This is a genomic window from Curtobacterium sp. NPDC092190 (assembly GCF_044755625.1).
GTDB lineage: Bacteria > Actinomycetota > Actinomycetes > Actinomycetales > Microbacteriaceae > Curtobacterium.
This window is the reverse complement of record NZ_JBIVRJ010000001.1, coordinates 852,234-873,976: the sequence shown is the minus strand read 5'-3', so window position 1 is coordinate 873,976 and position 21,743 is coordinate 852,234. Positions and strand designations below refer to the sequence as shown.

Sequence of the window (21,743 nt, the reverse complement as noted above, 5' to 3'; positions counted from 1 at the left end):
CACGCTCCCGCGGGTCCGGTCGTGGCAGGGTGGCAGGGTGACCAGCGCCGTGCAGCTCATCCGCTCCGACCGACTCAGCTCCGTGGCGGAGTACGCGTACGCCGCCACCGCGCCTGCCGGTGCCCGGCTGGTGTTCCTCGCCGGGGCCTGCCCGCTCGACGAGCAGGGTCGCACCGTCGCCGTCGGGGACCACCGTGCCCAGGCCGCTCGGTGCATGGCCAACCTCGAAACGGCGCTCGCCGCGGCCGGCGCCGGACTCGGTGACCTCCTGCACACCCGCGTGCTCGTGGCGTCGTCCGACCAGGCCGACCTCGTCGCCGCGTGGGAGGTCGTCCGGGCCGAGATGGGGGACCACGACGTGCCCAGCACGCTGACGGGCGTGACCGTCCTCGGCTACGACGACCAGCTCGTCGAGGTCGAGGGCGTGGCCGCCCTGGTGGACTGACGTCCGTGGACTCCCGCACGACCGACCGGCCCCCGCACCTGCGCTGGCGGTACCTCGGACTCGTCGCGCTCGGCGGTGCGATCGGCACCGGGGTGCGGGCTGCGCTCGCCGCAGCGTTCCCCGCGGTGGACGGCATCAGCTGGACGATCCTCGGCATCAACGTCGTCGGAGCGTTCTGCCTCGGGGTGCTCCTGGAGGCACTCGCGCACGCGGGTCCGGACCTCGGCCGACGTCGGGCGCTCCGCCTGTTCGTCGGCACGGGCGTCCTCGGTGGTTTCACGACCTACTCGACCCTCGCCGACGACACCGCCCGGCTGCTCGACGTCGGGCACTGGGGCGCCGGCGCCGGGTACGCGCTGCTGTCGGTGGTGCTCGGGCTGGCCGCCGCGGCAGCGGGAGCGTGGGTCGCCGGCGCTCGGCGCTCCCGCGGCGCTCGGAGCGGGGGTGCCCGGTGACCCTGCTCGGACTCCTGCTGGTCTCCCTCGGCGGCGGGGTCGGCGCGGCGCTGCGCTGCTGGCTCGACGGCACCGTCAAGGCCCGGGTGGACGGCACCGCGCTCGGACGCTTCCCGCTCGGCACGCTCGTCATCAACGTCACGGGATCGCTCGTGCTCGGGCTCGTCACCGGGCTCGGGGAGACCGGCGCCCTCGGCCCCTCGGTGGTCGCCGTGCTCGGGACGGGCATGATGGGCGGGTACACGACGTTCTCGACGGCGAGCGTCGAGACCGTGCAGCTCCTCCGATCCGGCAAGACCCGGACCGCCGTCCTGAACGGCCTCGGGATGCTCGTCGTCTCGGTCGGCGCAGCTGCGCTCGGCCTGCTCATCGGAAGGAACACATGACCTCGGAACGCCCCGGCGAACTCGTCCTCGTCCGCCACGGAGAGACGGAGTGGTCGAGGAGCGGTCAGCACACCGGCCGCACCGACATCCCGCTCACCGACGAGGGCATCGAGCAGGCGAAGCGCGCCGGCCGGTACCTCGCCGACCGCACCTTCGCGCTCGCGCTCTCGAGCCCACTGCAGCGCGCGCGGGACACCGCTGCGCTCGTCGGCGTCGACCCCGAGCTCGACGAGGACCTGTACGAGTGGGACTACGGCGCGTACGAGGGCCTGACCACCCCGCAGATCAAGGTCAAGCGGCACGGCCCGTGGGACCTCTGGACCGACGGGGTCCCTGCCGGCGACACCCCGGGTGAGAACGCCGCCGAGGTCCGGGTCCGCGTCGAGCGGGTGCTGAACCGCGTCCGTCCGGTCCTCGCCGAGGGCGACGACGCGATCGTGGTCGCGCACGGACACGTGCTCCGCGCGCTCGGTGCCGCCTGGATCCGCCTCGCGCCGCAGGACGGAGCCGTCCTCAAGCTCGGCACCGCCACCGTGAGCTCGCTCGGCTACGAGCACGGCCGCCCCGTCATCGACTCCTGGAACGTCGCCCCGCGCGACTGAGGCGCGCCCGCTGGCGCGTCCTGCTCCCGCACGGCCCGGGGCACGTTGCGCCACGTGTTCCCGCGGCGCGACGTGCTGGCGGCTGTGCGCGTGACAGGCGACCCGGTTGCGGTCGGGAGGCGCGGTGCGGGCTGACCGCGCGCCTCCCGTCCGGCGCGCGCTCGCTTGTGCGTCCTGCTCCCGCACGGCCCGGGGCACGTTGCGCCACGTGTTCCCGCGGCGCGACGTGCTGGCGGCTGTGCGCGCGACAGGGCGCGGCACCGGCGCGGCGCGGCACCGGCGCGCCGCGTCGGCGCCGCGCCGCGTCGGCGCCGCGCCGCGTCGGCGCCGCGCCGCGTCGGCGCCGCGCCGCGTCGGCGCCGCGCCGCGTCGGCGCCGCGCCGCGCCGCGTCGGCGCCGCGCCGCGCCGCGTCGGCGCCGCGCCGCGCCGCGTCGGCGCCGCGCCGCGCCGCGTCGGCGCCGCGCCGCGCCCCGTCAGACGGTGCGGATCGTGCTCGTCGCGCCGAGCGGCCGACCTCGTCGACGCTCGACGAACCGCCCGACCACCAGGAGCGCGACGCTCACGAGCGCACCGAGCAGCGTCTGCGCGATGCGGTCGAGCGCGAGGAGCTCCGGCGCCTCGGGCAGGCTCAGCCACGACACGGCGAGCGCGAGCGGCGTGAGGAACAGCAGGGTCACGGCGTAGTGCCGCGCGACGAAGATCTCCGCGAAGAACTGCCCGACGACGGCGATCACGACGATCCACCAGACGCTCGGCTCGAGCAGCAGGATCCCCACGGCCACGACCGTGCCCCCGACGGTGCCGACCACCCGCTGCCAGGCGCGACGCAGCGTGTGCCGCTGCCGGAGCGCGGGCAGCGTCGACACCACAGCGATCACCGCCCAGTACGGGTGTCCGAGCCCGGGGATCGTGACGGCGACCGCTCCGGCCACGACGGACCCGACGACGTTGAGGGCGACGGTCTCCCGCAGCGCCGGCGTGCGCAGGACGTCGAGCGTGCGGTGCTTGCGTGCCGCCAGCGGCCGGAAGCGGTGCGGTGCCCGCGGGTGCAGGAGTCGACGGAGCACCGCGCCCGACATCGCCACGAGCCACGCCCACGCGACCGAGCCGACGATGATCAGCAGGACCGTCGGCAGGTCGGCGGGCCGCAGCGGGACGAGCGAGGAGACGACGAACGCGAAGACCGGGAAGATCGGCTGCGCGGGGATCGTCTGCAGCGCCGTGAGCGTGCACACGGCGACGACGAGCACCACCACGAGCCCGACCGCCTGCAGCCACAGCGGGTGCCCGAGCAACGCGACGCCGATGCCCGCGAGCATGCACGCCGCCTGGAGCGCGCCGGCGACGCCGGTCGTGACGGCACGCTGGCGGTACGGCTCGGTCGCGCCGAAGATCGCCGTGAACCCGGCGAACATCGCGAACGCCGCGTAGCCCGGCATCCCCAGGGCGATGAGCAGCGCGAGCGGTGCGCCGCCCGCGATCGCGGCGCGGGCTGCGCCCTCGAGGTTGGTGGTCCGGGTCGAGTGCGCAGGCGTCGTCATGTCGTCACCATCTTCCCACCGCGACGGGTGTCGCCGACGCGGGTCGCCTCGTCCGGACCACACCACGGCCGGACGGGAGGCGCGTGGCGGTGCCGCGCCGCGCCTCCCGTCCATCCCGGCCCGCATTGGTATACCAAGCTGCTAGACTCGCCGGACCGAGCCGCGAGAGCGGTGCCGCAACGTCGATGAGGAAGGGCCGGGCCGATGGGAAAGACGCTCGCCGAGAAGGTGTGGGACGACCACGTCGTGGTCAAGGGTGAGGACGGGAGCCCGGACCTCCTCTACATCGACCTCCACCTCGTGCACGAGGTCACGAGCCCGCAGGCCTTCGACGGCCTCCGCCAGGCCGGCCGCCCGGTGCGTCGCCTCGACCTGACCATCGCGACCGAGGACCACAACACCCCGACCCTCGCGATCGACCGGCCCATCGCCGACCCGACGAGCCGCACGCAGATCGAGACCCTGCGTCGCAACTGCGAGGAGTTCGGCGTCCGTCTGCACTCGCTCGGCGACAAGGAGCAGGGCATCGTCCACGTGGTCGGCCCGCAGCTCGGCCTGACGATGCCCGGCATCACCGTCGTGTGCGGCGATTCGCACACGTCGACCCACGGTGCGTTCGGCGCGATGGCGTTCGGCATCGGCACGAGCGAGGTCGAGCACGTCCTCGCCACCCAGACCCTGCCGCTGAAGCCGTTCAGGACGATGGCGATCACGGTCGAGGGCACCCTGCGCCCCGGCGTCACGGCGAAGGACATCATCCTCGCCGTGATCGCGAAGATCGGCACCGGCGGCGGGCAGGGCTACGTGCTGGAGTACCGCGGCTCGGCGATCCGCTCGCTCTCGATGGAGGGGCGCATGACGATCTGCAACATGTCGATCGAGGCCGGTGCCCGCGCCGGCATGGTCGCCCCCGACCAGACCACCTACGACTACGTGCAGGGCCGCGATCACGCACCGACCGGTCAGGACTGGGACGACGCCGTCGCGTACTGGGACACGCTGGCGACCGACGACGACGCCGTCTTCGACGCCGAGGTCTTCATCGACGCGGACGAGCTCGAGCCCTTCGTCACGTGGGGCACGAACCCCGGCCAGGGCGTGTCGCTGTCCGAGACGGTCCCGGACCCCGCGGGCTACAGCGACCCGAACGACCAGGCCGCCGCGCAGCGTGCGCTCGAGTACATGGACCTCGAGGCCGGCACACCGATGAAGGACATCGCGGTCGACGCGGTCTTCATGGGGTCCTGCACGAACTCGCGCATCGAGGACCTCCGGGCCTTCGCGTCGGTCATCCGGGGACGGAAGAAGGCGGACGGCGTGCGGGTCATGGTCGTGCCGGGGTCCGCCCGGGTCCGGCTCGAGGCCGAGGCCGAGGGGCTGGACAGGGTGTTCACCGACTTCGGCGCGGAGTGGCGGTTCGCCGGCTGCTCGATGTGCCTCGGCATGAACCCCGACCAGCTCGCACCGGGGGAGCGGTGCGCGAGCACCTCGAACCGCAACTTCGAGGGGCGGCAGGGCAAGGGCGGCCGCACGCACCTGGTCTCGCCGCTCGTCGCCGCCGCCACCGCGGTCCGGGGCACGCTGTCGAGCCCGTGGGACCTGGAGACCGACGACGCGATCGCGACGGTCACCGACGACACCGCCGCGACGGCAGCGACCGCTGAAGGAGCCAACTGATGGACAAGATCACCACCGTCACCGGGATCGCCGCGCCGCTGCAGCGCTCGAACGTCGACACCGACCAGATCATCCCCGCGGTCTACCTCAAGCGCGTCACGAAGACCGGCTTCGAGGACGCCCTGTTCGCCGGGTGGCGCCAGGACCCCGACTTCGTGCTCAACCAGCCCGTCTACCAGGGGGCGCAGGTGCTGGTCGCCGGCCCGGACTTCGGGACCGGGTCGAGCCGCGAGCACGCGGTCTGGGCGCTCCGCGACTTCGGCTTCCGCGTGGTGGTGTCGAGTCGTTTCGCGGACATCTTCAAGGGCAACGCGGGCAAGCAGGGCCTGGTCACCGCGATCGTGACCGAACCGGAAGTCGAGGCACTCTGGGCCGAGATCGCGGCGAACCCGGGCATCGAGGCGACCGTCGACCTGGTCGCGCAGCGCGTGTCGCTCGGCGCGGTGGACGTGCCCTTCGAGATCGACGCCTACACTCGTTGGCGGTTGATGGAAGGGCTCGACGACATCGGGCTCACCCTCCGTGACGAGTCCTCGATCACGGAGTTCGAATCCCGCCGCTCCCGATGGCGGCCGAAGACATTGCCGGTGAAGTAGTGAACTCCCTCGTACAGGACGCAGCAGCAGCAGGGGCCCGCGTCGGCCTCAAGTCGGACGAGATCGTCATCCGGGGCGGCAAGCCGCTCGTGGGGCGCATCGAGGTCCGCGGCGCGAAGAACCTCGCGACCAAGGCGATGGTCGCCTCGCTGCTCGGCGACACCCCGTCGATCCTCAAGGACGTGCCGGACATTTCCGACGTGAAGGTCGTCCGCGGCCTGCTCGAGGTGCACGGTGTGCGGATCACGGACCCTGCACGAGGCGAGCTCATCCTCGACCCGGCGAACGTCGAGTCGGCGCACTTCGCCGAGATCGACGCCCACGCCGGCTCGAGCCGCATCCCGATCCTGTTCTGCGGTCCGCTGCTGCACAAGCTCGGCGAGGCCTTCATCCCCGACCTCGGCGGCTGCCGCATCGGCGACCGTCCGATCGACTTCCACCTCGACGCCCTGCGCGCGATGGGTGCCGTGGTCGACAAGCAGCTCAACGGCATCCACCTCACGGCCCCGGACGGTCTCAAGGGTGCGAAGATCGAACTGCCGTACCCGAGCGTCGGGGCGACCGAGCAGGTCCTGCTCTCGTCGGTCCTGGCCGAGGGCGTCACCGAGCTCCGCAACGCGGCGATCGAGCCCGAGATCATGGACCTCATCGCGATCCTGCAGAAGATGGGCGCGATCGTCACGGTCGAGCCGAGCCGCACGATCTTCATCGAGGGCGTCGAGTCGCTGCGCGGGTACACGCACCGCGCGATCAACGACCGCAACGAGGCCGCGAGCTGGGCCTCCGCCGCGCTCGCCACCAACGGCGACATCTTCGTCGAGGGTGCCGACCAGCAGGACCTCATGACGTTCCTCAACGTCTTCCGCAAGGTGGGTGGCGGGTTCGACATCCAGGAGGACGGCATCCGCTTCTACCGCGAGCGCGAGACCCTGCGCCCGGTCGTCGTCGAGACCGACGTCCACCCCGGCTTCATGACGGACTGGCAGCAGCCGCTCGTCGTCGCGCTGACCCAGGCCGAGGGCACGAGCATCGTGCACGAGACCGTGTACGAGAACCGCTTCGGCTTCACCGACGCCCTGAACGAGATGGGTGCCGACATCGTCGTGCACAAGGAGGGGCTGCCCGGGCACGACCGCCGTGTCGCCCGCCGCCCGTTCGAGCAGGCCGCGGTCATCACCGGCCCGACGACGCTGCACGCCGCGAACGTCCGCGTGCCCGACCTGCGCGGCGGCTTCAGCCACCTCATCGCCGCCCTGACGGCCGAGGGCGAGTCGCACATCACGAACGTCGGCATCATCAGCCGCGGGTACGAGCACTTCATCCCGAAGCTGCGCAAGCTCGGCGCCGACTTCGACTTCGCGGGCTAGGCGCGTGGAGGGCACGACGGGCGGCGACGGCACGGCGAGCGGCGCGGGTGACGGCCTGGAGGCACGGCGTGCGTCCGCCTCCGACGTCACCACGGGCCTCCCGAACCCGGGGCGCCGGTGGCGGCGCGGCGAGCTGAACACCGCCTTCCGCATCACGGCGTCCGTGGTGATCCCGGTCTTCCGGTTCACCGCCCGCTACCACTGGCACGGACCGAAGCGCCTGCCGGAGGGCGGCGCCTTCGTGCTGGCCCCGAACCACTTCACGAACATCGACCCGCTCGTGGTCGGCACCGCCGTCTGGCTGTCCCGCCGTGCGCCGCGGTTCCTCGCGAAGGCGTCGATCTTCCGGGTGCCGGTCGTCGGCAAGCTCATGGCCGGCATGGGGCAGATCCCGGTCGAGCGTTCCGGCCGCACGCGCCTGAACGACCCGCTCGGCGGCGGCAGGTCCGTCATCGAGCAGGGTGGAGCGATCATCGTCTACCCCGAGGGCACGCTCACCCGTGACCCCGACCTGTGGCCCATGCGCGGCAAGACCGGCGCGGTGCGGATCGCGCTCGAGAACGACGTCCCGCTCATCCCGATGGCCCACTGGGGCACGCAGCGGATCATGGGCCGGTACGCGAAGAAGCTCCGGCTGTTCCCGCCGTCGCGCGTCGACGTGATCGTCGGCGACCCGGTCGACCTGTCGGCGTACCGCGGGAAGCCGCTCGACCAGAAGACCCTGCTGGCGGCGACCGACCTGCTCATGCGCCGGATCACCGAGCTGCTCGAGGAGCTCCGTGGCGAGCAGGCACCGGCGACCCGGTGGGACCCGGCCGCCAACGACCAGAAGGAGACCGGGAAGTTTGAGTAGCGACCGCTCGGGCCTGCGCCCGCACGACGACCACCCGGACCCCGCCGTGGCAGCCCCAGGCGCCGTCGACACCGCGGCCATCCGCGTGGTCATGCAGTCCACCGACAAGCCGCGCGTCGCCGTCATCGGTGCGGGCAGCTGGGGGACCACCTTCGCGAAGGTGCTGGCCGAGGGCGGTGCCGACACCGTCGTCTGGGCACGTCGGCCCGAGGTCGCGCGGGAGATCACCGAGACGAAGCGGAACTCCGACTACCTGCCGGGCATCAACCTGCCGCGCACGCTGACCGCGTCGACGTCGCTGTCCGCGGTGCTCGACGGCGCCGAGCAGGTGTACGTGTCGGTGCCGTCGCAGACGCTCCGGTCGAACCTGTCCGCGATCGCGCCGCTGCTGCCCGAGGGCGTCCCCGTCGTCAGCCTGATGAAGGGCGTCGAGAAGGCCACGGGCCTGCGGATGAGCGAGGTCCTGCACGAGGGCCTCGGCATCGACCGCGACCGGATCGCGGTCGCGAGCGGACCGAACCTGGCGCTCGAGATCGCCCGTCGGCAGCCGACCGCCGCGGTCGTGTCGTCGACGTCGCTCGAGACCGCCACCGCGGTGGCCGCGGTCGCCACGAACCCGTACTTCCGCTCGTTCACGAACACCGACGTCATCGGCACGGAGTTCGGCGGCGTGCTGAAGAACCTCATCGCGGTCGCGATCGGCATCGTCGACGGCGTCGGCTACGGCGAGAACACCAAGGCGTCGATCATCACCCGCGGGCTCGCCGAGATGACCGACTTCGCGGTGTCGCTCGGTGCGCAGCCGTCGACGCTGTCCGGGCTCGCCGGCCTCGGCGACCTGATCGCGACCTGCCAGTCCCCGCTCTCGCGGAACAACACGGCCGGCCGCCTGCTCGGTCAGGGGTACCGCTTCGACGAGGTCGTGCGCCAGATGAACCAGACCGCGGAGGGCCTGGCATCGGTCGCCCCGATCCTCGAACTGGCGGCGGCGAACGGCGTCGACATGCCCATCGTCGGCCAGGTGGCCGAGGTCCTCGCCGGTAGGCTCGACCCGCGCAACATCGCGCCGCACCTCACCGAGACCGACGAGCCGCAGGGCGAGTGACCGGTCCGGTCCCGACCACCAAGGGGACTGCCATGCCCACGATCGCTCCCGCTCCCACGACCGTCGCCGTGCTGTTCGGCGGCCGGTCCAGCGAGCACGAGATCAGCTGCGTGACCGCCGGCGGGATCATGGACGTCGTCGATCGCTCGGTCTACGCGGTCGTGCCGATCGGCATCACGAAGGAGGGCGCCTTCACCCTGCAGTCCGACGACCCGGCACAGTGGGCGCTCCGGGACGGTGCGCTCCCCGTCGTGCCGGACAACGGCACCCGTGTGGCGTTCCCCACGTCGCCGGCCACGAACGAGCTGGTCGTGTCGCACCCGGACGGCTCGGTCACGACGATCGCGGTCGACGTGGCGTTCCCGATCCTGCACGGTCCGTTCGGTGAGGACGGCACGGTCCAGGGGCTCCTCGAGGTCGCCGGGCTGCCGTACGTCGGCGACGGCGTCCTCGCGAGCGCCCTGGCGATGGACAAGCACACCGCGAAGGCCGTGCTCGAGCACGCCGGGCTGCGGGTCGCGCCCTGGACGACCGTGCTCCGCCGGCAGTGGTCGGCTGACCCCGACGGCGTCGCCGAGGCCGTCGCGGTGCACGGGTGGCCGCTCTTCGTGAAGCCGGCCCGCGCCGGGTCGAGCATGGGCGTGTCCCGGGTCGACGAGCCGTCGCAGCTCGCGGCCGCGATGGACCTGGCGTTCGAGCACGACGCGAAGGTGATCGTCGAACCGCGCGTCGTCGGGCGCGAGGTCGAGGTCGCGGTGCTCGAGGGCCGCGACGGTGTCCCGCGCACGAGCCTGCCGGGCGAGATCGTCGTGGCGGAGGACGGTTTCTACGACTTCGCGTCGAAGTACCTGGGCGGCGACGAGGCGCTCCTCTGCCCCGCGCCCCTGACCGCCGACGAGACCGACGCGATCCGGTCGATCGGTGCACGGGCGTTCGAGGCGATCGGCGGTGCGGGTCTCGCGCGCGTGGACTGCTTCCTGACCGACGACGGCTTCGTCGTGAACGAGGTCAACACCATGCCGGGGTTCACGCCGCTGTCGATGTACCCGCGCTGCTGGGCGGCGTCCGGGATGTCCTACGGCGAACTCGTCGCCGAGCTCATCGAGCTGGGACGGGTCGCCGTCCGCTGACGGCCGGCGTCGCGTGCGGCTGGCCGTGCGCACCGCACGCGGTCGTCAGCCCTGGACGTCCGAGGGGTCGAGGCAGCGGTGCCCGTCCTCCGGCAGCGTCGACACGACGTCGGACAGGTCCTGCACGACCTGGTCGGTGGTCTTCGTCGAGTCGATGACGACCTGCACTGCCGGGGACCGGCCGAACGTCGTGTAGACGACCTGCGCCCCGCGGTCGTCGCGGATCCAGTCGACCCCGCCCTTGCTGAAGCACGGCAGGTCGGACACCGTCGGCACCGCGACGCCGCAGTGGTAGAGCGCTGCGGCCGGGTCGCCCCACGCGGCCGTCGACTGCGCGTTCGTGTTCCGCAACGTCAGGTCGTTCCCGACGGTCGTGGGGAGGCGGACCTGCACGGCTGCGCACGCGGTGGTGTCGGCGGACGGAGCGGGTGCCATCGACACGGCGTTCGTGCACCCTGTCAGCCCGGCGGCGAGTGCCACGGCGACACCCACGATCGCGGTCCAGCGGAGGGGTCGGCGCACGGTGTCCATCGACGTGCAGGATACCGTTGCGGACGTGGACGAGATGGACGACGCCTGGACCGGACCGACCGTGGGACAGCTGGGGGAGCTCGCCGTGCTGGACCGGATCGTCCGTCGACTGCCGGCGGGTGCTCCGGACGTCGGTCCCGGCGACGACTGCGCCGTCGTCGCGGCCCCGGACGGCCGGTTCGTCGTCACGACGGACATGATGGTGCACGGACCCGACTTCCGGTGGGCGTGGTCGTCGCCGGCGGACGTCGGGTGGAAGGCGGCAGCGACGAACCTGTCCGACGTCGCAGCGATGGGCGCGACGCCGAGCGGACTCGTGATCGCCCTCGCCGCGCCGCAGGAGACCCCCGTCGCGGTGCTCGAGTCCTTCGCGGACGGGGTGCGGGCGGCCGTGGACGCGCTCTCCCCGGGCTGCGGCGTGGTCGGCGGGGACCTGTCGACCTCGGCCGTCTTCACGGTCTCGGTGACGGCGTTCGGCGACCTCGGTGGGCGAGCGCCGGTGCTCCGCTCGGGTGCACGTCCCGGCGACGTCCTCGCGGTCTCGGGGGAGCTCGGCCGCGCCGCTCGTGGCCTCGCACGGCTGTTCCGCGACGGCGTCGACGCGCACGGGGAGCCCTCGCGGTCGGCGACCGTCGCGAGCGGCGCGGACACCGACCCCGACGTGGACCGGCAGCGACGCCCGGTCCCGCCGATCGCCGACGGTCTGCTCGCGGCCACGGCCGGGGCGACCGCGATGCTCGACCTGTCCGACGGGCTGGCGATCGACGCCGGGCGGCTCGCCCGGGCCAGCCGGGTGACGCTCGACCTCGATGCCGACGGTGTCGCGGGCGCCGACGACCTCGCACTGCACGGCGGCGAGGACCACGGCCTGCTCGCCACCTTCCCGCCCGGCGTGGCGCTGCCGGGCGGCTTCCGGCGCATCGGCGCGGTCGTCGCCCGCGGCGGCGCGGACCTCGTGCGCGCCGGCGAGCCGGTCCCGACGACCGGGTGGGACCCGTACGCCGACTGGGACGGCGCCGCGGGCTGACCGTCGGGGCCGCGCCGGGCCTCCCGACCGCCCGCGTCCGACCGCCCGCGTCCGCACGCCCCGCGTCAGGCCGGGGTGACGGCCTCCCACGCCACGGTCTCGCCGTAGCTGCGCTTGCTGAAGGGCTCCAACCCGGCCGGCCACGTCGGCTCCGGCGACCGCTTGCTCCGCTCGACGACGACCACCGCGCCCGCCGTCAGGCGCGGCACGAGTGCCTCGAGCACGTCCGCGATCTCCTGCTCGGCGACCTCGTACGGCGGGTCGACGAAGACGAGGTCGAAGGTCCGCACCGTGCTCCGCAGGTAGCCGAGCGCCGGCTGCGGCTGCACGTCGATGCGCACCCCCGGCACCCGCTGCTGCACGGCCTTCGCGTTCGCCCGGCACGCCTGCGCGGCGGCGGACGCGCGGTCGACGAGCACGACCTCCGCCGCCCCACGGGACGCCGCCTCGAGCCCCAGGGCGCCCGTCCCCGCGTAGAGGTCCGCGACCGAGGTGCCCTCCACGAGCCCGCGCGCGCCGAGCGACGAGAACAGGGCCTCGCGCACGCGGTCGCTCGTCGGCCGGGTGCCGGACTTCGGCACCCGGAGCGTCGTGGAACCGGCGGCGCCGGCGATGATGCGGGTCATGCAGCCACCGTAGCGGCGTGCACGCTCTCCACAGGCCGGACGGGAGGCGCGCGGTGCGTCGGACCGGCCCGGTACCGTGGTCGCGTGGTCACCTCCGACACCCCCGACACCGAGGCGCCGCCGGTGCGGCCCGACCTCGGCCCCGCGCCCCTCGACGCCCGGCTGGGCGGGGTCCTCGGCGGACGGACGGCGAAGGCGATCGAGAAGGCCTTCGGGTACCGCACCGTCGGTGAGTTCCTCGAGCACGCCCCCCGGCGGTACGCGGAGCGCGGCGCCCTGACGGCGCTCGACTCGCTCGCGATCGGCGAGTCGGTCACGATCGTGGCCGAGGTCATCGACGTGCGCGAACGGACCATGCGCGCTCGACGCGGGTCGATCCTCGAAGCGAAGATCGGTGACGGCAAGGGCCTGCTCACGCTCACCTTCTTCAACCAGGGGTGGCGCACGAAGGACCTCGTGCCCGGTGCCCGTGGGATCTTCGCCGGCAAGGTCGGCGACTACCGGGGTGCGCGGCAGCTGGCCCACCCGGACTACGAGCTGTTCGACCGCGACGACCCCCGCGCGACGGCGGACCCCGAGGACGAAGAGGCGATCCGCTGGTCACGGCAGCCCATCCCGATCTACCCGGCGACGGCGTCGCTGACCTCGTGGCAGATCGCGAAGGCGATCGCCGTGGTCCTCGACACCCTGCCCGACGTGCCCGACCCGATCCCGGCACCCGCGCGCACGCGACTCGGCCTGGTGCCGTTCCGCCGCGCACTCGAGCTCCTGCACCGTCCGGAGAAGGTCACCGACTTCAAGCGCGCGCAGGACGCGCTGCGCTACCGCGAGGCGTTCGTGCTGCAGACCGCTCTGGTGCAGCGGCGCATCGCTGCCCGGGCGACCGCCGCCACCCCGCGTCGGGCGGCGCCCGGCGGGACCCTCGAGCGCTTCGACGCCTCGCTGCCGTTCACCCTGACCGACGACCAGCAGGCGGTGGGTGCCGAGATCGCGCACGACCTGGCGGGGGACTGGCCGATGCACCGGCTGGTGCAGGGCGAGGTGGGCTCCGGCAAGACCCTGGTCGCGATCCGGGCGATGCTGACGGTCGCCGAGTCCGGTGGGCAGTCGGCCCTCATCGCCCCGACCGAGGTGCTCGCGGCGCAGCACCTCCGGTCGATCGTGAAGTTCCTCGGGCCCGACCTGGCGGCCGAGCTCCGGCCGGTGATCCTGACGGGCTCGCAGTCGACCGACGAACGACGGCGCGCCCTGCTCGCGGCGGCGTCCGGCAGCTCACGGCTCGTCGTCGGCACGCACGCACTCCTGGGCGACCGCGTCGACTTCGCGGAGCTCGGTCTGGTCGTGGTCGACGAGCAGCACCGGTTCGGTGTCGAGCAGCGCGAGGCCCTGCGGACCAAGGGCGCGACCCCACCCCACGTGCTCGTCCTCACCGCGACGCCGATCCCGCGCACGGTCGCGATGACGGTGTTCGGCGACCTCGACGTGTCCGCCATCACCGGGCTGCCGTCGGGCCGTGCCGGGGTCGAGACCTTCGCCGTCGGGCTGGCCGAGCACCCCGGGTGGGAAGGGCGCATCTGGACCCGGATGGCCGAGGAGCTCGCCGACGGGCGCCAGGCGTTCGTGGTCTGCCCGGCGATCGACGACGCCCACGCCGAGGACGACGGCGGCCCGGAGCCCGCCGAGGGTGACGCACCGAAGCACGCCCCGGCGACGGTGCTCGCGACGGCCGAGCGGATGCGCGCCATGCCGGTCCTGCAGGACCGGCGGATCGAGGTCCTGCACGGGCGGATGACCGCGGACGAGAAGGACCGCGTCATGACGTCCTTCGCGGCCGGCGACGTCGACGTGCTCGTCGCGACGACCGTGATCGAGGTCGGCGTGGACGTGCCGAACGCGTCGATGATGGCGGTGCTCGACGCCGACCGCTTCGGGGTCTCCCAGCTCCACCAGCTGCGCGGTCGCATCGGTCGTGGGCAGTACGCCGGGGTGTGCCTGCTCGTGACGACGGCCGAGACCGAGACGACCGCACGCGAGCGCGTCGACGCGGTGGCGGCGTCCGACGACGGCTTCGAGCTCGCCCGCGTCGACCTGGAGCTCCGGCGCGAGGGCGACGTGCTCGGCGAGCGGCAGTCCGGCGGCCGGTCGTCGCTGAACCTGCTCCGCGTCGTCGAGCACGCCGACCTCATCGTCGACGCACGCGGCGAGGCCGAACGCGTGCTCGAGCCCGACCCCGAGCTGCGGGACCACCCCGCCCTGCGCGAAGCCCTGGCACGGCGGCTCGACGAGTCGGACGCCGCGTTCCTCGGGAAGAACTGACGCCGGCGGCCGGTAGCGTGACGGACATGGCCCAGATCGCCGTCGTCCCCGGATCCTTCGACCCCGTGACCCTCGGGCACCTCGACGTCATCGGGCGTGCTGCTCGGCTGTTCGACGAGGTGCACGTGCTCGTCGTCCACAACCCGGACAAGCAGCCCGCGATGTTCGCCGCCGCCGACCGGGTGCGGTTGATCGAGCAGTCCCTCGTCGAGACCGGGGCACCGGACAGCGTCCGGGTCGGGGAGTGGACCTCCGGCCTGCTCGTCGACTACTGCCGACAGGTGGGTGCGGGTGTGCTCGTGAAGGGTGTGCGCTCGGGCGAGGACGTCGCGTACGAGACACCGATGGCCATCATGAACCGGCACCTGGCCGACGTCGAGACGGTCTTCCTGCTGCCCGAGGCCTCGCGTGCGCACGTGTCGAGCTCCCTCATCCGCCAGGTCGCGACGCTCGGGGGCGACGTGACGCCCTACGTGCCCGTCGTCGTCGCGGACGCGCTGGCCGAGCACCTCGGGCGCTGACACGCCGCGTCCCGGGCGTCCTCGACGTCCGCAGGAGATCGCGGTATACTCGTCGATCGTGTCTTCCCCCGTGAACAGCCCCTTCGCCCTGCGCGTGCGCGACCTCGCGCACCGGCCGGGCGAGATGCGCGAGCACTCGCTCGACGTCGAGGTGCCGGACGCGATGGGCGCCGGCGTCATCGCCGTGCGCGAGGGCGCCACGCTGCAGCTCGACGTGAAGCTCGAGGGTCTGCACGAGGGTGTCCTGGTCTCCGGACACGCCTCGGCCGAGGCCACGGGGGAGTGCTCGCGCTGCCTCATCGACATCAGCGAACCGGTCGAAGTCGACTTCGCCGAGCTGTTCGCGTACGATGTCTCGGAGGATTTCGACTTCTTCGTTCACGATGACCACGTGGATTGTGAACCGGTCGTTCGAGATGCGGTAGTGCTGGCGCTGCCGTTCCAGCCGGTCTGCCGGCCGGACTGCCCCGGCCTCGACCCCGTCACGGGTGAGCGGCTGGCCGACCTCGGCGAGGTCACCCCGCGCGAGGTCGTCGACCCGCGTTGGGCCGCGCTGAGCGGCTTCCGGGGCGCCGACGCGGACAGCACCGACGCCGACGACAGCACCCCCACCCAGAGCCCCGAGGGCGACGGCCGCACGGCCTGACGCACCTCGACCCTGACCACCGACCAACCGAAAGAGAACCACCATGGCCGTTCCCAAGCGCAAGCAGTCCCGTGCCAACACGCACGCCCGTCGTTCGCAGTGGAAGGCCGCGCCGGTCCAGCTCGTGAAGACGATCGAGAACGGCAAGGTCACCTACAGCCTCCCGCACCGCGCGAAGGTCGTCGAGGACTCGGCCGGCACCGCCCTGTACATGGAGTACAAGGGCCGCAAGGTCGCCGACGTCTGATCGGACCGGACCACATGACAGCGACGTCCGGCGCCACGGGGTCCCGCCCCGTGGGGCCGGACGTCGTTCGTCTGCAGGACATCCTCGACGTCCAGATCGACGCCGAGCTGCTCCAGCTCGCCCTCACGCACCGCTCGTACGCGTACGAGCACGGGGGCATCAAGCACAACGAGCGCCTCGAGTTCCTCGGGGACTCCATCCTCGGCCAGGCCGTGACCGTGAAGCTCTTCCGGTCCTTCCCCGACCTCGACGAAGGTGAGCTCGCCAAGCGGCGCGCCAGCCTCGTCTCGACGGTCGCCCTGGCCGAGATCGCCCGGATGATCGGGCTCGGCTCCTACCTGCGCCTCGGCAAGGGCGAGGAGCAGACCGGCGGCCGGGGCAAGGCGTCGATCCTGGCCGACACGGTCGAGGCCGTCATCGGTGCGACGTTCCTGTCCGCCGGTCCCGACGCCGCCACGGACCTGGTGCTGCGACTGGTCGAGCCGCTGCTCGTCGACCCGGACCGCTTCGGCGCCGCCATGGACCCGAAGACGAGCTTGCAGGAGCTCGCCGCGAGCCTGTCCCTCGGCAACCCGGCCTACCGGGTGACCGAGGAGGGCCCCGACCACGACAAGACCTTCCACGCGACGGTCGTGCTGCAGGGCGAGGACGTGTCGACGGGGTCCGGTACCAGCAAGAAGACCGCCGAGATGGCCGCCGCGCTCGAGGCGTGGACGCGGCTCTCCGGCCGGGCGGCCTGACCGCGTGCCCGAACTCCCCGAGGTCGAGGTCGTCCGCGCCGGCCTCGAACCCGCCGTCAGCGGTGCCCGCGTGCTGCACGTCGACGTGGTCGACGACCGCGCACTCACCCGGCACGACGGCCCGGCCGAGGACTTCGCCGAACGCCTGACCGACCGCACGATCGCCGCGGCCGTGCGCCGTGGCAAGTTCATGTGGTTCCCCCTCGTCCCCGAGCGCGACGGCGACCGACCCGAGGCACTCGTCACCCACCTGGGGATGTCCGGTCAGGTCCTGCTCGGCCGCGACCGACCGGCCGCGAGGCACCGCCGCATCCTGATCGACGTGCAGCCGACGGGGACCGACCGCGACGGCCGTCCCGAGCAGCCGGTCGCGCTGGAGTTCGTCGATCAGCGGACCTTCGGCTCGATGGCGATCGATGCCATGATGCCGACCGTCGACGGCGCCCCAGCCGGGTCCGCCGGTGCGGTCGACGCCCACGACCCCGACGCGCCGTGGCGGAGGAGCATCCCGACCCAGGTGTCGCACATCGCGCGGGACCCGCTCGACCCGGCGTTCGACGACGACCGCTTCGTCGCGATGGCGCGGAAGCGCTCGAGCGGCATCAAGCGTGTCCTGCTCGACCAGGGCGTGGTGAGCGGCATCGGCAACATCTACGCCGACGAGTCGCTCTGGGCCGCGCAGCTGCACTTCGACCGTCCGGCCGACCGTCTGCCGCGGGCCGACCTGCACCGGCTCCTGGCCGAGGTCCGCAGCGTGCTCGCCCGTGCCCTCGAGGACGGCGGCACGAGCTTCGACGCGCAGTACGTGAACGTCAACGGGCAGTCCGGGTACTTCTCGCAGCGTCTCGCGGTGTACGGGCAGCAGGGGAAGCCGTGCCCGCGCTGCGGCACGACCATCGTGCGCGAGGCCTTCATGAACCGGTCGAGCCACCGGTGCCCCGTGTGCCAACCCGCTCCGCGCCGACGCAGGCGTTAGCCTGACGCGCAACCGAGCACCCGGAGACCCGCATGTACTTGAAGAGCCTGACCATCAAGGGGTTCAAGTCCTTCGCGCAGCCGACGACGTTCGCGTTCGAGCCCGGTGTCACCTGCATCGTCGGCCCGAACGGCTCGGGCAAGTCGAACGTGGTGGACGCCCTCGCCTGGGTGATGGGGGAGCAGGGCGCGAAGACGCTCCGCGGCGGCAAGATGGAGGACGTCATCTTCGCGGGCACCTCGACGCGCGGTCCGCTCGGTCGCGCGCAGGTGCTCCTGACCATCGACAACACCGACGGCCTGCTGCCGATCGAGTACTCCGAGGTGACGATCTCCCGCACGCTCTTCCGGAACGGCGGCAGCGAGTACGCCATCAACGGCGAGAACTGTCGGCTGCTCGACGTGCAGGAACTCCTGAGCGACACCGGGCTCGGTCGCGAGATGCACGTGATCGTCGGGCAGGGCCAGCTCGACAAGGTGCTGCACGCCACCCCGGAGGACCGCCGCGGCTTCATCGAGGAGGCCGCCGGGATCCTCAAGCACCGGCGTCGCAAGGAGAAGACGCTCCGCAAGCTCGACGCCATGCAGACGAACCTGACGCGGTTGTCCGACCTCGCGGGTGAGATCCGTCGACAGCTGAAGCCGCTCGGTCGGCAGGCCGAGGTCGCGCGCAAGGCGCAGTCCGTCGCCGCGGTGGCCCGCGACGCCAAGGCCCGCCTCCTGGCCGACGAGGTCGTCCGGCTGCGCCGTGAGCTCCACGAGCACCAGGAGGTCGAGACGGGCCGCAAGTCCGAGCGCATCGTCCTGCAGGAGCGCCTCGACCAGACCCGTGCCCGGCAGCAGCAGGTCGAGCAGAGCATGGTCGGTGACGCCGTCGACCGCGCCCGGACCGTCGTGCACCGGCTGGAGAGCGTGCAGGAGCGGCTCCGCGGGCTGTCGAGCCTGGCGAACCAGCGCCTGATGTTCCTCGCCCAGCAGGCCGACGCGCCGCAGCAGGGCCCCACGATCACGCCGGAGCGAGTGCAGGGCGTCCGTGCCGAGGCGGACCGGCTCGAGGCCCGTGCCGCCGAGATGGCAGCCGGGTCCGGGGCAGCGGCGGCGGCCGTCGAGCAGGCGCGGACCGGCCTGGACGCCCTCGACGAGCAGATCGCCGCGCAGGCCGCGCTCGTCTCGCAGCACGACCTCGAGGCGCAGCGCCTCCGCAACGCCGTTGACGTGCAGCGGTCGCGCCGCGCCTCCGTCGTCGCGGACCGCGAACGGCGGGCCCGGGCACTGGCCGAGGCCGAGGACCGAGCGGCGCGTGCCGCCGCGGCCCTGCACGACATCGGGGACGACCCCTCCGCCGGGGTGGACGTGGACGCACTCGCCGCCGCGCACGACACGGCGCGGCAGCGGCTCGAGGCAGCGCAGACGGCGCGCGAGACCCTGCGTGACCGGCTCCACGCCCTGGAACGCGAGCGCGACGCACTCGATGCCCGGGTCGCGGCCCTCGGCATGTCGATCGACGTCCGGGACGGGTCGCAGGCGGTGATCGACGCCCGGCGCGACGGCGTGCTCGGTCGCCTCGCCGACGCGCTGACGGTCGAGCCCGGGTTCGAGGCCTCGATCGCCACAGCGCTGGACGGGCTCGCCGATGCAGTCCTCGCCACCGACCGCGGCACCGCCCTTGCCACGATCGCCCACGCGCGCGGCGCCGACCTCGGCCGCGTCGACGTCGTCGTCGCGGACGCGGAGCTCGACGGACCGGGGCTCCCCGCGTCGCTGCCGCCGGGCGTGCGTCCCGCCCTCGACGTGGTGCAGGGGCCGACCGCGATCACCGCGGTGCTCCGCGGGACGTTGGTCGCCGTGGCGGACGACGTCGACCTGGAGGCCGTGCTCGCCGCCGCCCCGCACGCGACGGTCGTCACGCGGTCGGGTGACCTCGTCCGCACCGTCCGGGTGACCGGCGGTGGCGCGCGCACGGTGTCCCGCATCGAGCTCGTGGCGGAACGCGACGACGCGCAGGCCCGCCGTGACGCGGTCGCGGCGGACGCGGCGGACGCGGCCACGGGCCTCCAGGCCGCTCGCCAGGAGGTCGAGGACGTGCGCCGCCGTGCCGACGAGGCCGATCGCGCGCTGCGCGCGCACACCGCGGCGGTCGCCGACTACGACCGCTCCAGTGCCGCGGCCCGCGCCGGGGCGGAGAACGCCGCGGCCGAGGTGGAACGTCTGCGCGCCGCCCTGGGCGAGACGGACGGTGCGGTCGAGGCGGTCGACGCCGCGCTGGCCGAGGCCGAGGACGCGCTGCGGGGGTTCGAGGAGCGACCGCGACCCGTCGTCGACGCGTCCGGGCGCCCGGCGCTGCAGGACGCCGTCGAGTCCGCGCGGGCCGCGGAGATCGAGCAGCGCATCCAGGTGGAGACCGTGCGGGAGCGGGCCAGGTCGGAGCGGAACCGTGCGGCCGGTCTGCAGCGGCAGCTCGAGGCGGAACGTGCGGCTGCGGAGGAGGCAGCGCGGCTCGCGGTGATCCGGCGCGGACAGATCGGCGTCGCCGAGGGGGTGCTCGCCGACCTGCCGGGCGTGCTCGGCGCGGTCGACCGGTCGCTCGCCGAGGCCCGGGTGCAGCTCGCGACCGAGGAAGCCGAGCGCACGAAGCGGAACACCGAGCTGCAGGTCGTCCGTAACGAGGAGCGCGAGCTCCGCGAGCGGCTGCAGACCATCACCGACGGCGTGCACTCGCTCGAGATGGAGATCTACGAGAAGAAGCTGCACGTGTCCGGCGTGCTCGACCGCGCGCAGAGCGACCTCGGGCTGAACGAGGCCGTGCTCGTCGCGGAGTACGGGCCGGACGTGCCGGTGCCGGTGGACGTCCTGGTCGACCCACGGGTACTCGCGCGTCGGCACCGGGAGGCCGACCGGGCACGGGCGGCGGCGGAGGCCGCAGCGGCGCCCGACGCGGACGCTCCCGAGGGCGACGCCGCCACGACCGCCGTCGCCGATGTCGACGCCGATGTCGATGTCGACGCCGACCTGCCCGGGCTCGTCGACGCCGAGTCGACACTGCCCGGCGGTCCGGCGCTGCCCGAGCTCGACACCACCGACGAGGTCGACCCCGCCGACGTCGCAACGGTGCCGTACGTCCGCGCGGAGCAGGAGCAGCGGCTCGCGGCGGCGGAGCGTGACCTCGGCCGGCTCGGCAAGGTGAACCCCCTCGCGCTCGAGGAGTTCCAGGCGCTCGAGCAGCGGCACGCCTTCCTCGCGGAGCAGCTCGACGACCTGCAGAAGACCCGGACCGACCTCCTCACCATCATCGAGGAGCTCGACACGAAGATGCAGACGATCTTCGAGGCGGCGTACAACGACACGAAGGCCGCGTTCGACGTGATCTTCCCGATCCTGTTCCCGGGCGGCACGGGATCGATCACGCTGACGGACCCCGACGACATGCTCGCGACGGGGCTCGACGTCCAGGTGAAGCCCGCGGGCAAGAAGATCGACCGGTTGACGCTCCTGTCGGGCGGTGAACGCTCGCTCGCGGCGGTGGCCCTGCTCGTGGCGATCTTCACCGCCAGGCCGTCGCCGTTCTACATCATGGACGAGGTCGAGGCGGCGCTCGACGACGCCAACCTCGGGCGGCTGCTCACCGTGTTCGAGCGACTGCGGGAGTCGTCGCAGCTCATCGTGATCACGCACCAGAAGCGCACGATGGAGATCGCCGACGCGCTGTACGGCGTCTCGATGCGGCAGGACGGCGTGTCCGCCGTGGTCGGCCAGCGCGTGCAGCGGCGCGAGCCTGCGGACGCGGCCGTCGCGTAGCGCGCGGCGCGGTCAGCCCGAGTCTCGGGAGTCTCGGGCTCAGCGACGGTTCTCGCGCTCCTGAGCCCGAGAACCGTCGCTCAGTGCGAGACTCGAGCACCCGACTCCGCCGCGGACGGACGGGAGGCGCGGTGCCAGCCGGCACCGCGCCTCCCGTCCGC

21 protein-coding genes are annotated in these 21,743 nt (G+C 73.1%); 18 read left to right on the top strand and 3 right to left on the bottom strand.

The annotated features are described in order from the left end of the window. Positions 1 to 37 precede the first annotated feature (37 nt). Genes ACIQFY_RS04050 through ACIQFY_RS04035 form a run of 4 tightly spaced genes read left to right on the top strand, consistent with a single transcriptional unit; the run spans position 38 to position 1,888 of the window. Positions 38 to 445 carry a RidA family protein gene (locus ACIQFY_RS04050; protein ID WP_400338367.1) on the top strand — a complete coding sequence of 136 codons (408 nt, stop codon included), beginning with the start codon at positions 38 to 40 and terminating at the stop codon, positions 443 to 445. A 5-nt stretch (positions 446 to 450) separates the two neighbouring features. After that, a complete protein-coding gene (locus tag ACIQFY_RS04045; RefSeq protein WP_326496766.1) occupies positions 451 to 900 on the top strand; it encodes a CrcB family protein in 450 nt (149 codons plus the stop codon). Then, the gene (gene crcB, locus ACIQFY_RS04040; RefSeq protein ID WP_209682187.1) at positions 897 to 1,286 is read left to right on the top strand and encodes a fluoride efflux transporter CrcB; all 390 of its coding nucleotides are present in this window, start codon (positions 897 to 899) and stop codon (positions 1,284 to 1,286) included. The genes ACIQFY_RS04045 and crcB overlap by 4 nt, the downstream gene beginning before the upstream one ends. Beyond that, positions 1,283 to 1,888: a histidine phosphatase family protein gene (locus ACIQFY_RS04035; protein WP_326496765.1), complete on the top strand. Its 606-nt coding sequence runs from the start codon at positions 1,283 to 1,285 to the stop codon at positions 1,886 to 1,888. Before crcB ends, ACIQFY_RS04035 begins: the two co-directional genes overlap by 4 nt. Positions 1,889 to 2,362: 474 nt before the next feature. On the opposite strand, the gene ACIQFY_RS04030 is transcribed toward ACIQFY_RS04035, so the two are convergent. Next, positions 2,363 to 3,430, bottom strand: coding sequence for an FUSC family protein (locus ACIQFY_RS04030; protein WP_400338364.1), 1,068 nt, complete (start codon positions 3,428 to 3,430; stop codon positions 2,363 to 2,365). A gap of 204 nt (positions 3,431 to 3,634) precedes the next feature. Here ACIQFY_RS04030 and leuC point away from each other — a divergent pair, with 204 nt between their 5' ends. The 6 genes from leuC to ACIQFY_RS04000 all read left to right on the top strand — a co-directional run bounded on the left by leuC (position 3,635) and on the right by ACIQFY_RS04000 (position 10,158). After that, positions 3,635 to 5,107: a 3-isopropylmalate dehydratase large subunit gene (gene leuC, locus ACIQFY_RS04025; RefSeq protein ID WP_251159671.1), complete on the top strand. Its 1,473-nt coding sequence runs from the start codon at positions 3,635 to 3,637 to the stop codon at positions 5,105 to 5,107. Next, positions 5,107 to 5,703 carry a 3-isopropylmalate dehydratase small subunit gene (leuD, locus tag ACIQFY_RS04020; protein ID WP_066654867.1) on the top strand — a complete coding sequence of 199 codons (597 nt, stop codon included), beginning with the start codon at positions 5,107 to 5,109 and terminating at the stop codon, positions 5,701 to 5,703. The genes leuC and leuD overlap by 1 nt, the downstream gene beginning before the upstream one ends. Next, positions 5,703 to 7,070, top strand: a complete 1,368-nt coding sequence (gene murA, locus ACIQFY_RS04015; RefSeq protein ID WP_066654865.1) for a UDP-N-acetylglucosamine 1-carboxyvinyltransferase — start codon at positions 5,703 to 5,705, stop codon at positions 7,068 to 7,070. Before leuD ends, murA begins: the two co-directional genes overlap by 1 nt. 4 nt (positions 7,071 to 7,074) lie before the next feature. Continuing rightward, on the top strand, positions 7,075 to 7,923 hold the full coding sequence (locus tag ACIQFY_RS04010) for a lysophospholipid acyltransferase family protein (RefSeq protein WP_400338361.1): 849 nt from the start codon (positions 7,075 to 7,077) through the stop codon (positions 7,921 to 7,923). A 91-nt stretch (positions 7,924 to 8,014) separates the two neighbouring features. Further along, positions 8,015 to 9,028, top strand: a complete 1,014-nt coding sequence (locus ACIQFY_RS04005) for an NAD(P)H-dependent glycerol-3-phosphate dehydrogenase (protein WP_066658371.1) — start codon at positions 8,015 to 8,017, stop codon at positions 9,026 to 9,028. 32 nt (positions 9,029 to 9,060) lie between these two features. Continuing rightward, positions 9,061 to 10,158, top strand: a complete 1,098-nt coding sequence (locus tag ACIQFY_RS04000) for a D-alanine--D-alanine ligase family protein (protein ID WP_066658373.1) — start codon at positions 9,061 to 9,063, stop codon at positions 10,156 to 10,158. 45 nt (positions 10,159 to 10,203) lie between these two features. Here ACIQFY_RS04000 and ACIQFY_RS03995 read toward each other — a convergent pair whose 3' ends face one another. Beyond that, positions 10,204 to 10,689, bottom strand: a complete 486-nt coding sequence (locus ACIQFY_RS03995; RefSeq protein WP_326496762.1) for a DUF3515 family protein — start codon at positions 10,687 to 10,689, stop codon at positions 10,204 to 10,206. A gap of 34 nt (positions 10,690 to 10,723) precedes the next feature. On the opposite strand from ACIQFY_RS03995, the gene thiL reads away from it, so the two are divergent. Next, positions 10,724 to 11,716 (top strand): thiamine-phosphate kinase, encoded by a 993-nt coding sequence (gene thiL, locus ACIQFY_RS03990; protein WP_326496782.1) that lies wholly within the window; start codon positions 10,724 to 10,726, stop codon positions 11,714 to 11,716. A gap of 65 nt (positions 11,717 to 11,781) precedes the next feature. Here thiL and ACIQFY_RS03985 read toward each other — a convergent pair whose 3' ends face one another. Beyond that, positions 11,782 to 12,342: an RsmD family RNA methyltransferase gene (locus ACIQFY_RS03985; protein WP_066654862.1), complete on the bottom strand. Its 561-nt coding sequence runs from the start codon at positions 12,340 to 12,342 to the stop codon at positions 11,782 to 11,784. Between the two features lie 123 nt (positions 12,343 to 12,465). Here ACIQFY_RS03985 and ACIQFY_RS03980 point away from each other — a divergent pair, with 123 nt between their 5' ends. The 7 genes from ACIQFY_RS03980 to ACIQFY_RS03950 all read left to right on the top strand — a co-directional run bounded on the left by ACIQFY_RS03980 (position 12,466) and on the right by ACIQFY_RS03950 (position 21,582). Next, positions 12,466 to 14,658 (top strand): ATP-dependent DNA helicase RecG, encoded by a 2,193-nt coding sequence (locus ACIQFY_RS03980; protein ID WP_400338406.1) that lies wholly within the window; start codon positions 12,466 to 12,468, stop codon positions 14,656 to 14,658. 26 nt (positions 14,659 to 14,684) lie between these two features. Next, complete coding sequence (gene coaD / locus ACIQFY_RS03975) at positions 14,685 to 15,179, top strand: pantetheine-phosphate adenylyltransferase (RefSeq protein ID WP_066654861.1); 495 nt, start codon at positions 14,685 to 14,687, stop codon at positions 15,177 to 15,179. A 70-nt stretch (positions 15,180 to 15,249) separates the two neighbouring features. Continuing rightward, positions 15,250 to 15,825 (top strand): YceD family protein, encoded by a 576-nt coding sequence (locus tag ACIQFY_RS03970; protein ID WP_400338404.1) that lies wholly within the window; start codon positions 15,250 to 15,252, stop codon positions 15,823 to 15,825. A gap of 43 nt (positions 15,826 to 15,868) precedes the next feature. Continuing rightward, positions 15,869 to 16,072, top strand: coding sequence for a 50S ribosomal protein L32 (gene rpmF / locus ACIQFY_RS03965; protein WP_058728177.1), 204 nt, complete (start codon positions 15,869 to 15,871; stop codon positions 16,070 to 16,072). A gap of 14 nt (positions 16,073 to 16,086) precedes the next feature. After that, positions 16,087 to 16,812 carry a ribonuclease III gene (rnc, locus tag ACIQFY_RS03960; protein ID WP_400338358.1) on the top strand — a complete coding sequence of 242 codons (726 nt, stop codon included), beginning with the start codon at positions 16,087 to 16,089 and terminating at the stop codon, positions 16,810 to 16,812. 4 nt (positions 16,813 to 16,816) lie between these two features. Next, entirely contained in the window at positions 16,817 to 17,788 is a 972-nt protein-coding gene (gene mutM / locus ACIQFY_RS03955) for a bifunctional DNA-formamidopyrimidine glycosylase/DNA-(apurinic or apyrimidinic site) lyase (protein WP_326496760.1), read from the top strand. A gap of 32 nt (positions 17,789 to 17,820) precedes the next feature. Beyond that, complete coding sequence (locus ACIQFY_RS03950) at positions 17,821 to 21,582, top strand: chromosome segregation SMC family protein (protein WP_400338356.1); 3,762 nt, start codon at positions 17,821 to 17,823, stop codon at positions 21,580 to 21,582. Positions 21,583 to 21,743: the final 161 nt, after the last annotated feature.

Excerpts from the sequence above, each read along its gene's own strand:
- rpmF (WP_058728177.1), top strand. The coding sequence starts at position 15,869 with ATGGCCGTTCCCAAGCGCAAGCAGTCCCGTGCCAACACGCACGCCCGT.
- ACIQFY_RS04000 (WP_066658373.1), top strand. The coding sequence starts at position 9,061 with ATGCCCACGATCGCTCCCGCTCCCACGACCGTCGCCGTGCTGTTCGGC.
- ACIQFY_RS04005 (WP_066658371.1), top strand. The coding sequence starts at position 8,015 with ATGCAGTCCACCGACAAGCCGCGCGTCGCCGTCATCGGTGCGGGCAGC.
- ACIQFY_RS03985 (WP_066654862.1), bottom strand. The coding sequence starts at position 12,342 with ATGACCCGCATCATCGCCGGCGCCGCCGGTTCCACGACGCTCCGGGTG.
- ACIQFY_RS04035 (WP_326496765.1), top strand. The coding sequence starts at position 1,283 with ATGACCTCGGAACGCCCCGGCGAACTCGTCCTCGTCCGCCACGGAGAG.
- ACIQFY_RS03950 (WP_400338356.1), top strand. The coding sequence starts at position 17,821 with ATGTACTTGAAGAGCCTGACCATCAAGGGGTTCAAGTCCTTCGCGCAG.
- thiL (WP_326496782.1), top strand. The coding sequence starts at position 10,724 with ATGGACGACGCCTGGACCGGACCGACCGTGGGACAGCTGGGGGAGCTC.
- coaD (WP_066654861.1), top strand. The coding sequence starts at position 14,685 with ATGGCCCAGATCGCCGTCGTCCCCGGATCCTTCGACCCCGTGACCCTC.
- leuD (WP_066654867.1), top strand. The coding sequence starts at position 5,107 with ATGGACAAGATCACCACCGTCACCGGGATCGCCGCGCCGCTGCAGCGC.
- rnc (WP_400338358.1), top strand. The coding sequence starts at position 16,087 with ATGACAGCGACGTCCGGCGCCACGGGGTCCCGCCCCGTGGGGCCGGAC.
- ACIQFY_RS03995 (WP_326496762.1), bottom strand. The coding sequence starts at position 10,689 with ATGGACACCGTGCGCCGACCCCTCCGCTGGACCGCGATCGTGGGTGTC.
- leuC (WP_251159671.1), top strand. The coding sequence starts at position 3,635 with ATGGGAAAGACGCTCGCCGAGAAGGTGTGGGACGACCACGTCGTGGTC.
- ACIQFY_RS04030 (WP_400338364.1), bottom strand. The coding sequence starts at position 3,430 with ATGACGACGCCTGCGCACTCGACCCGGACCACCAACCTCGAGGGCGCA.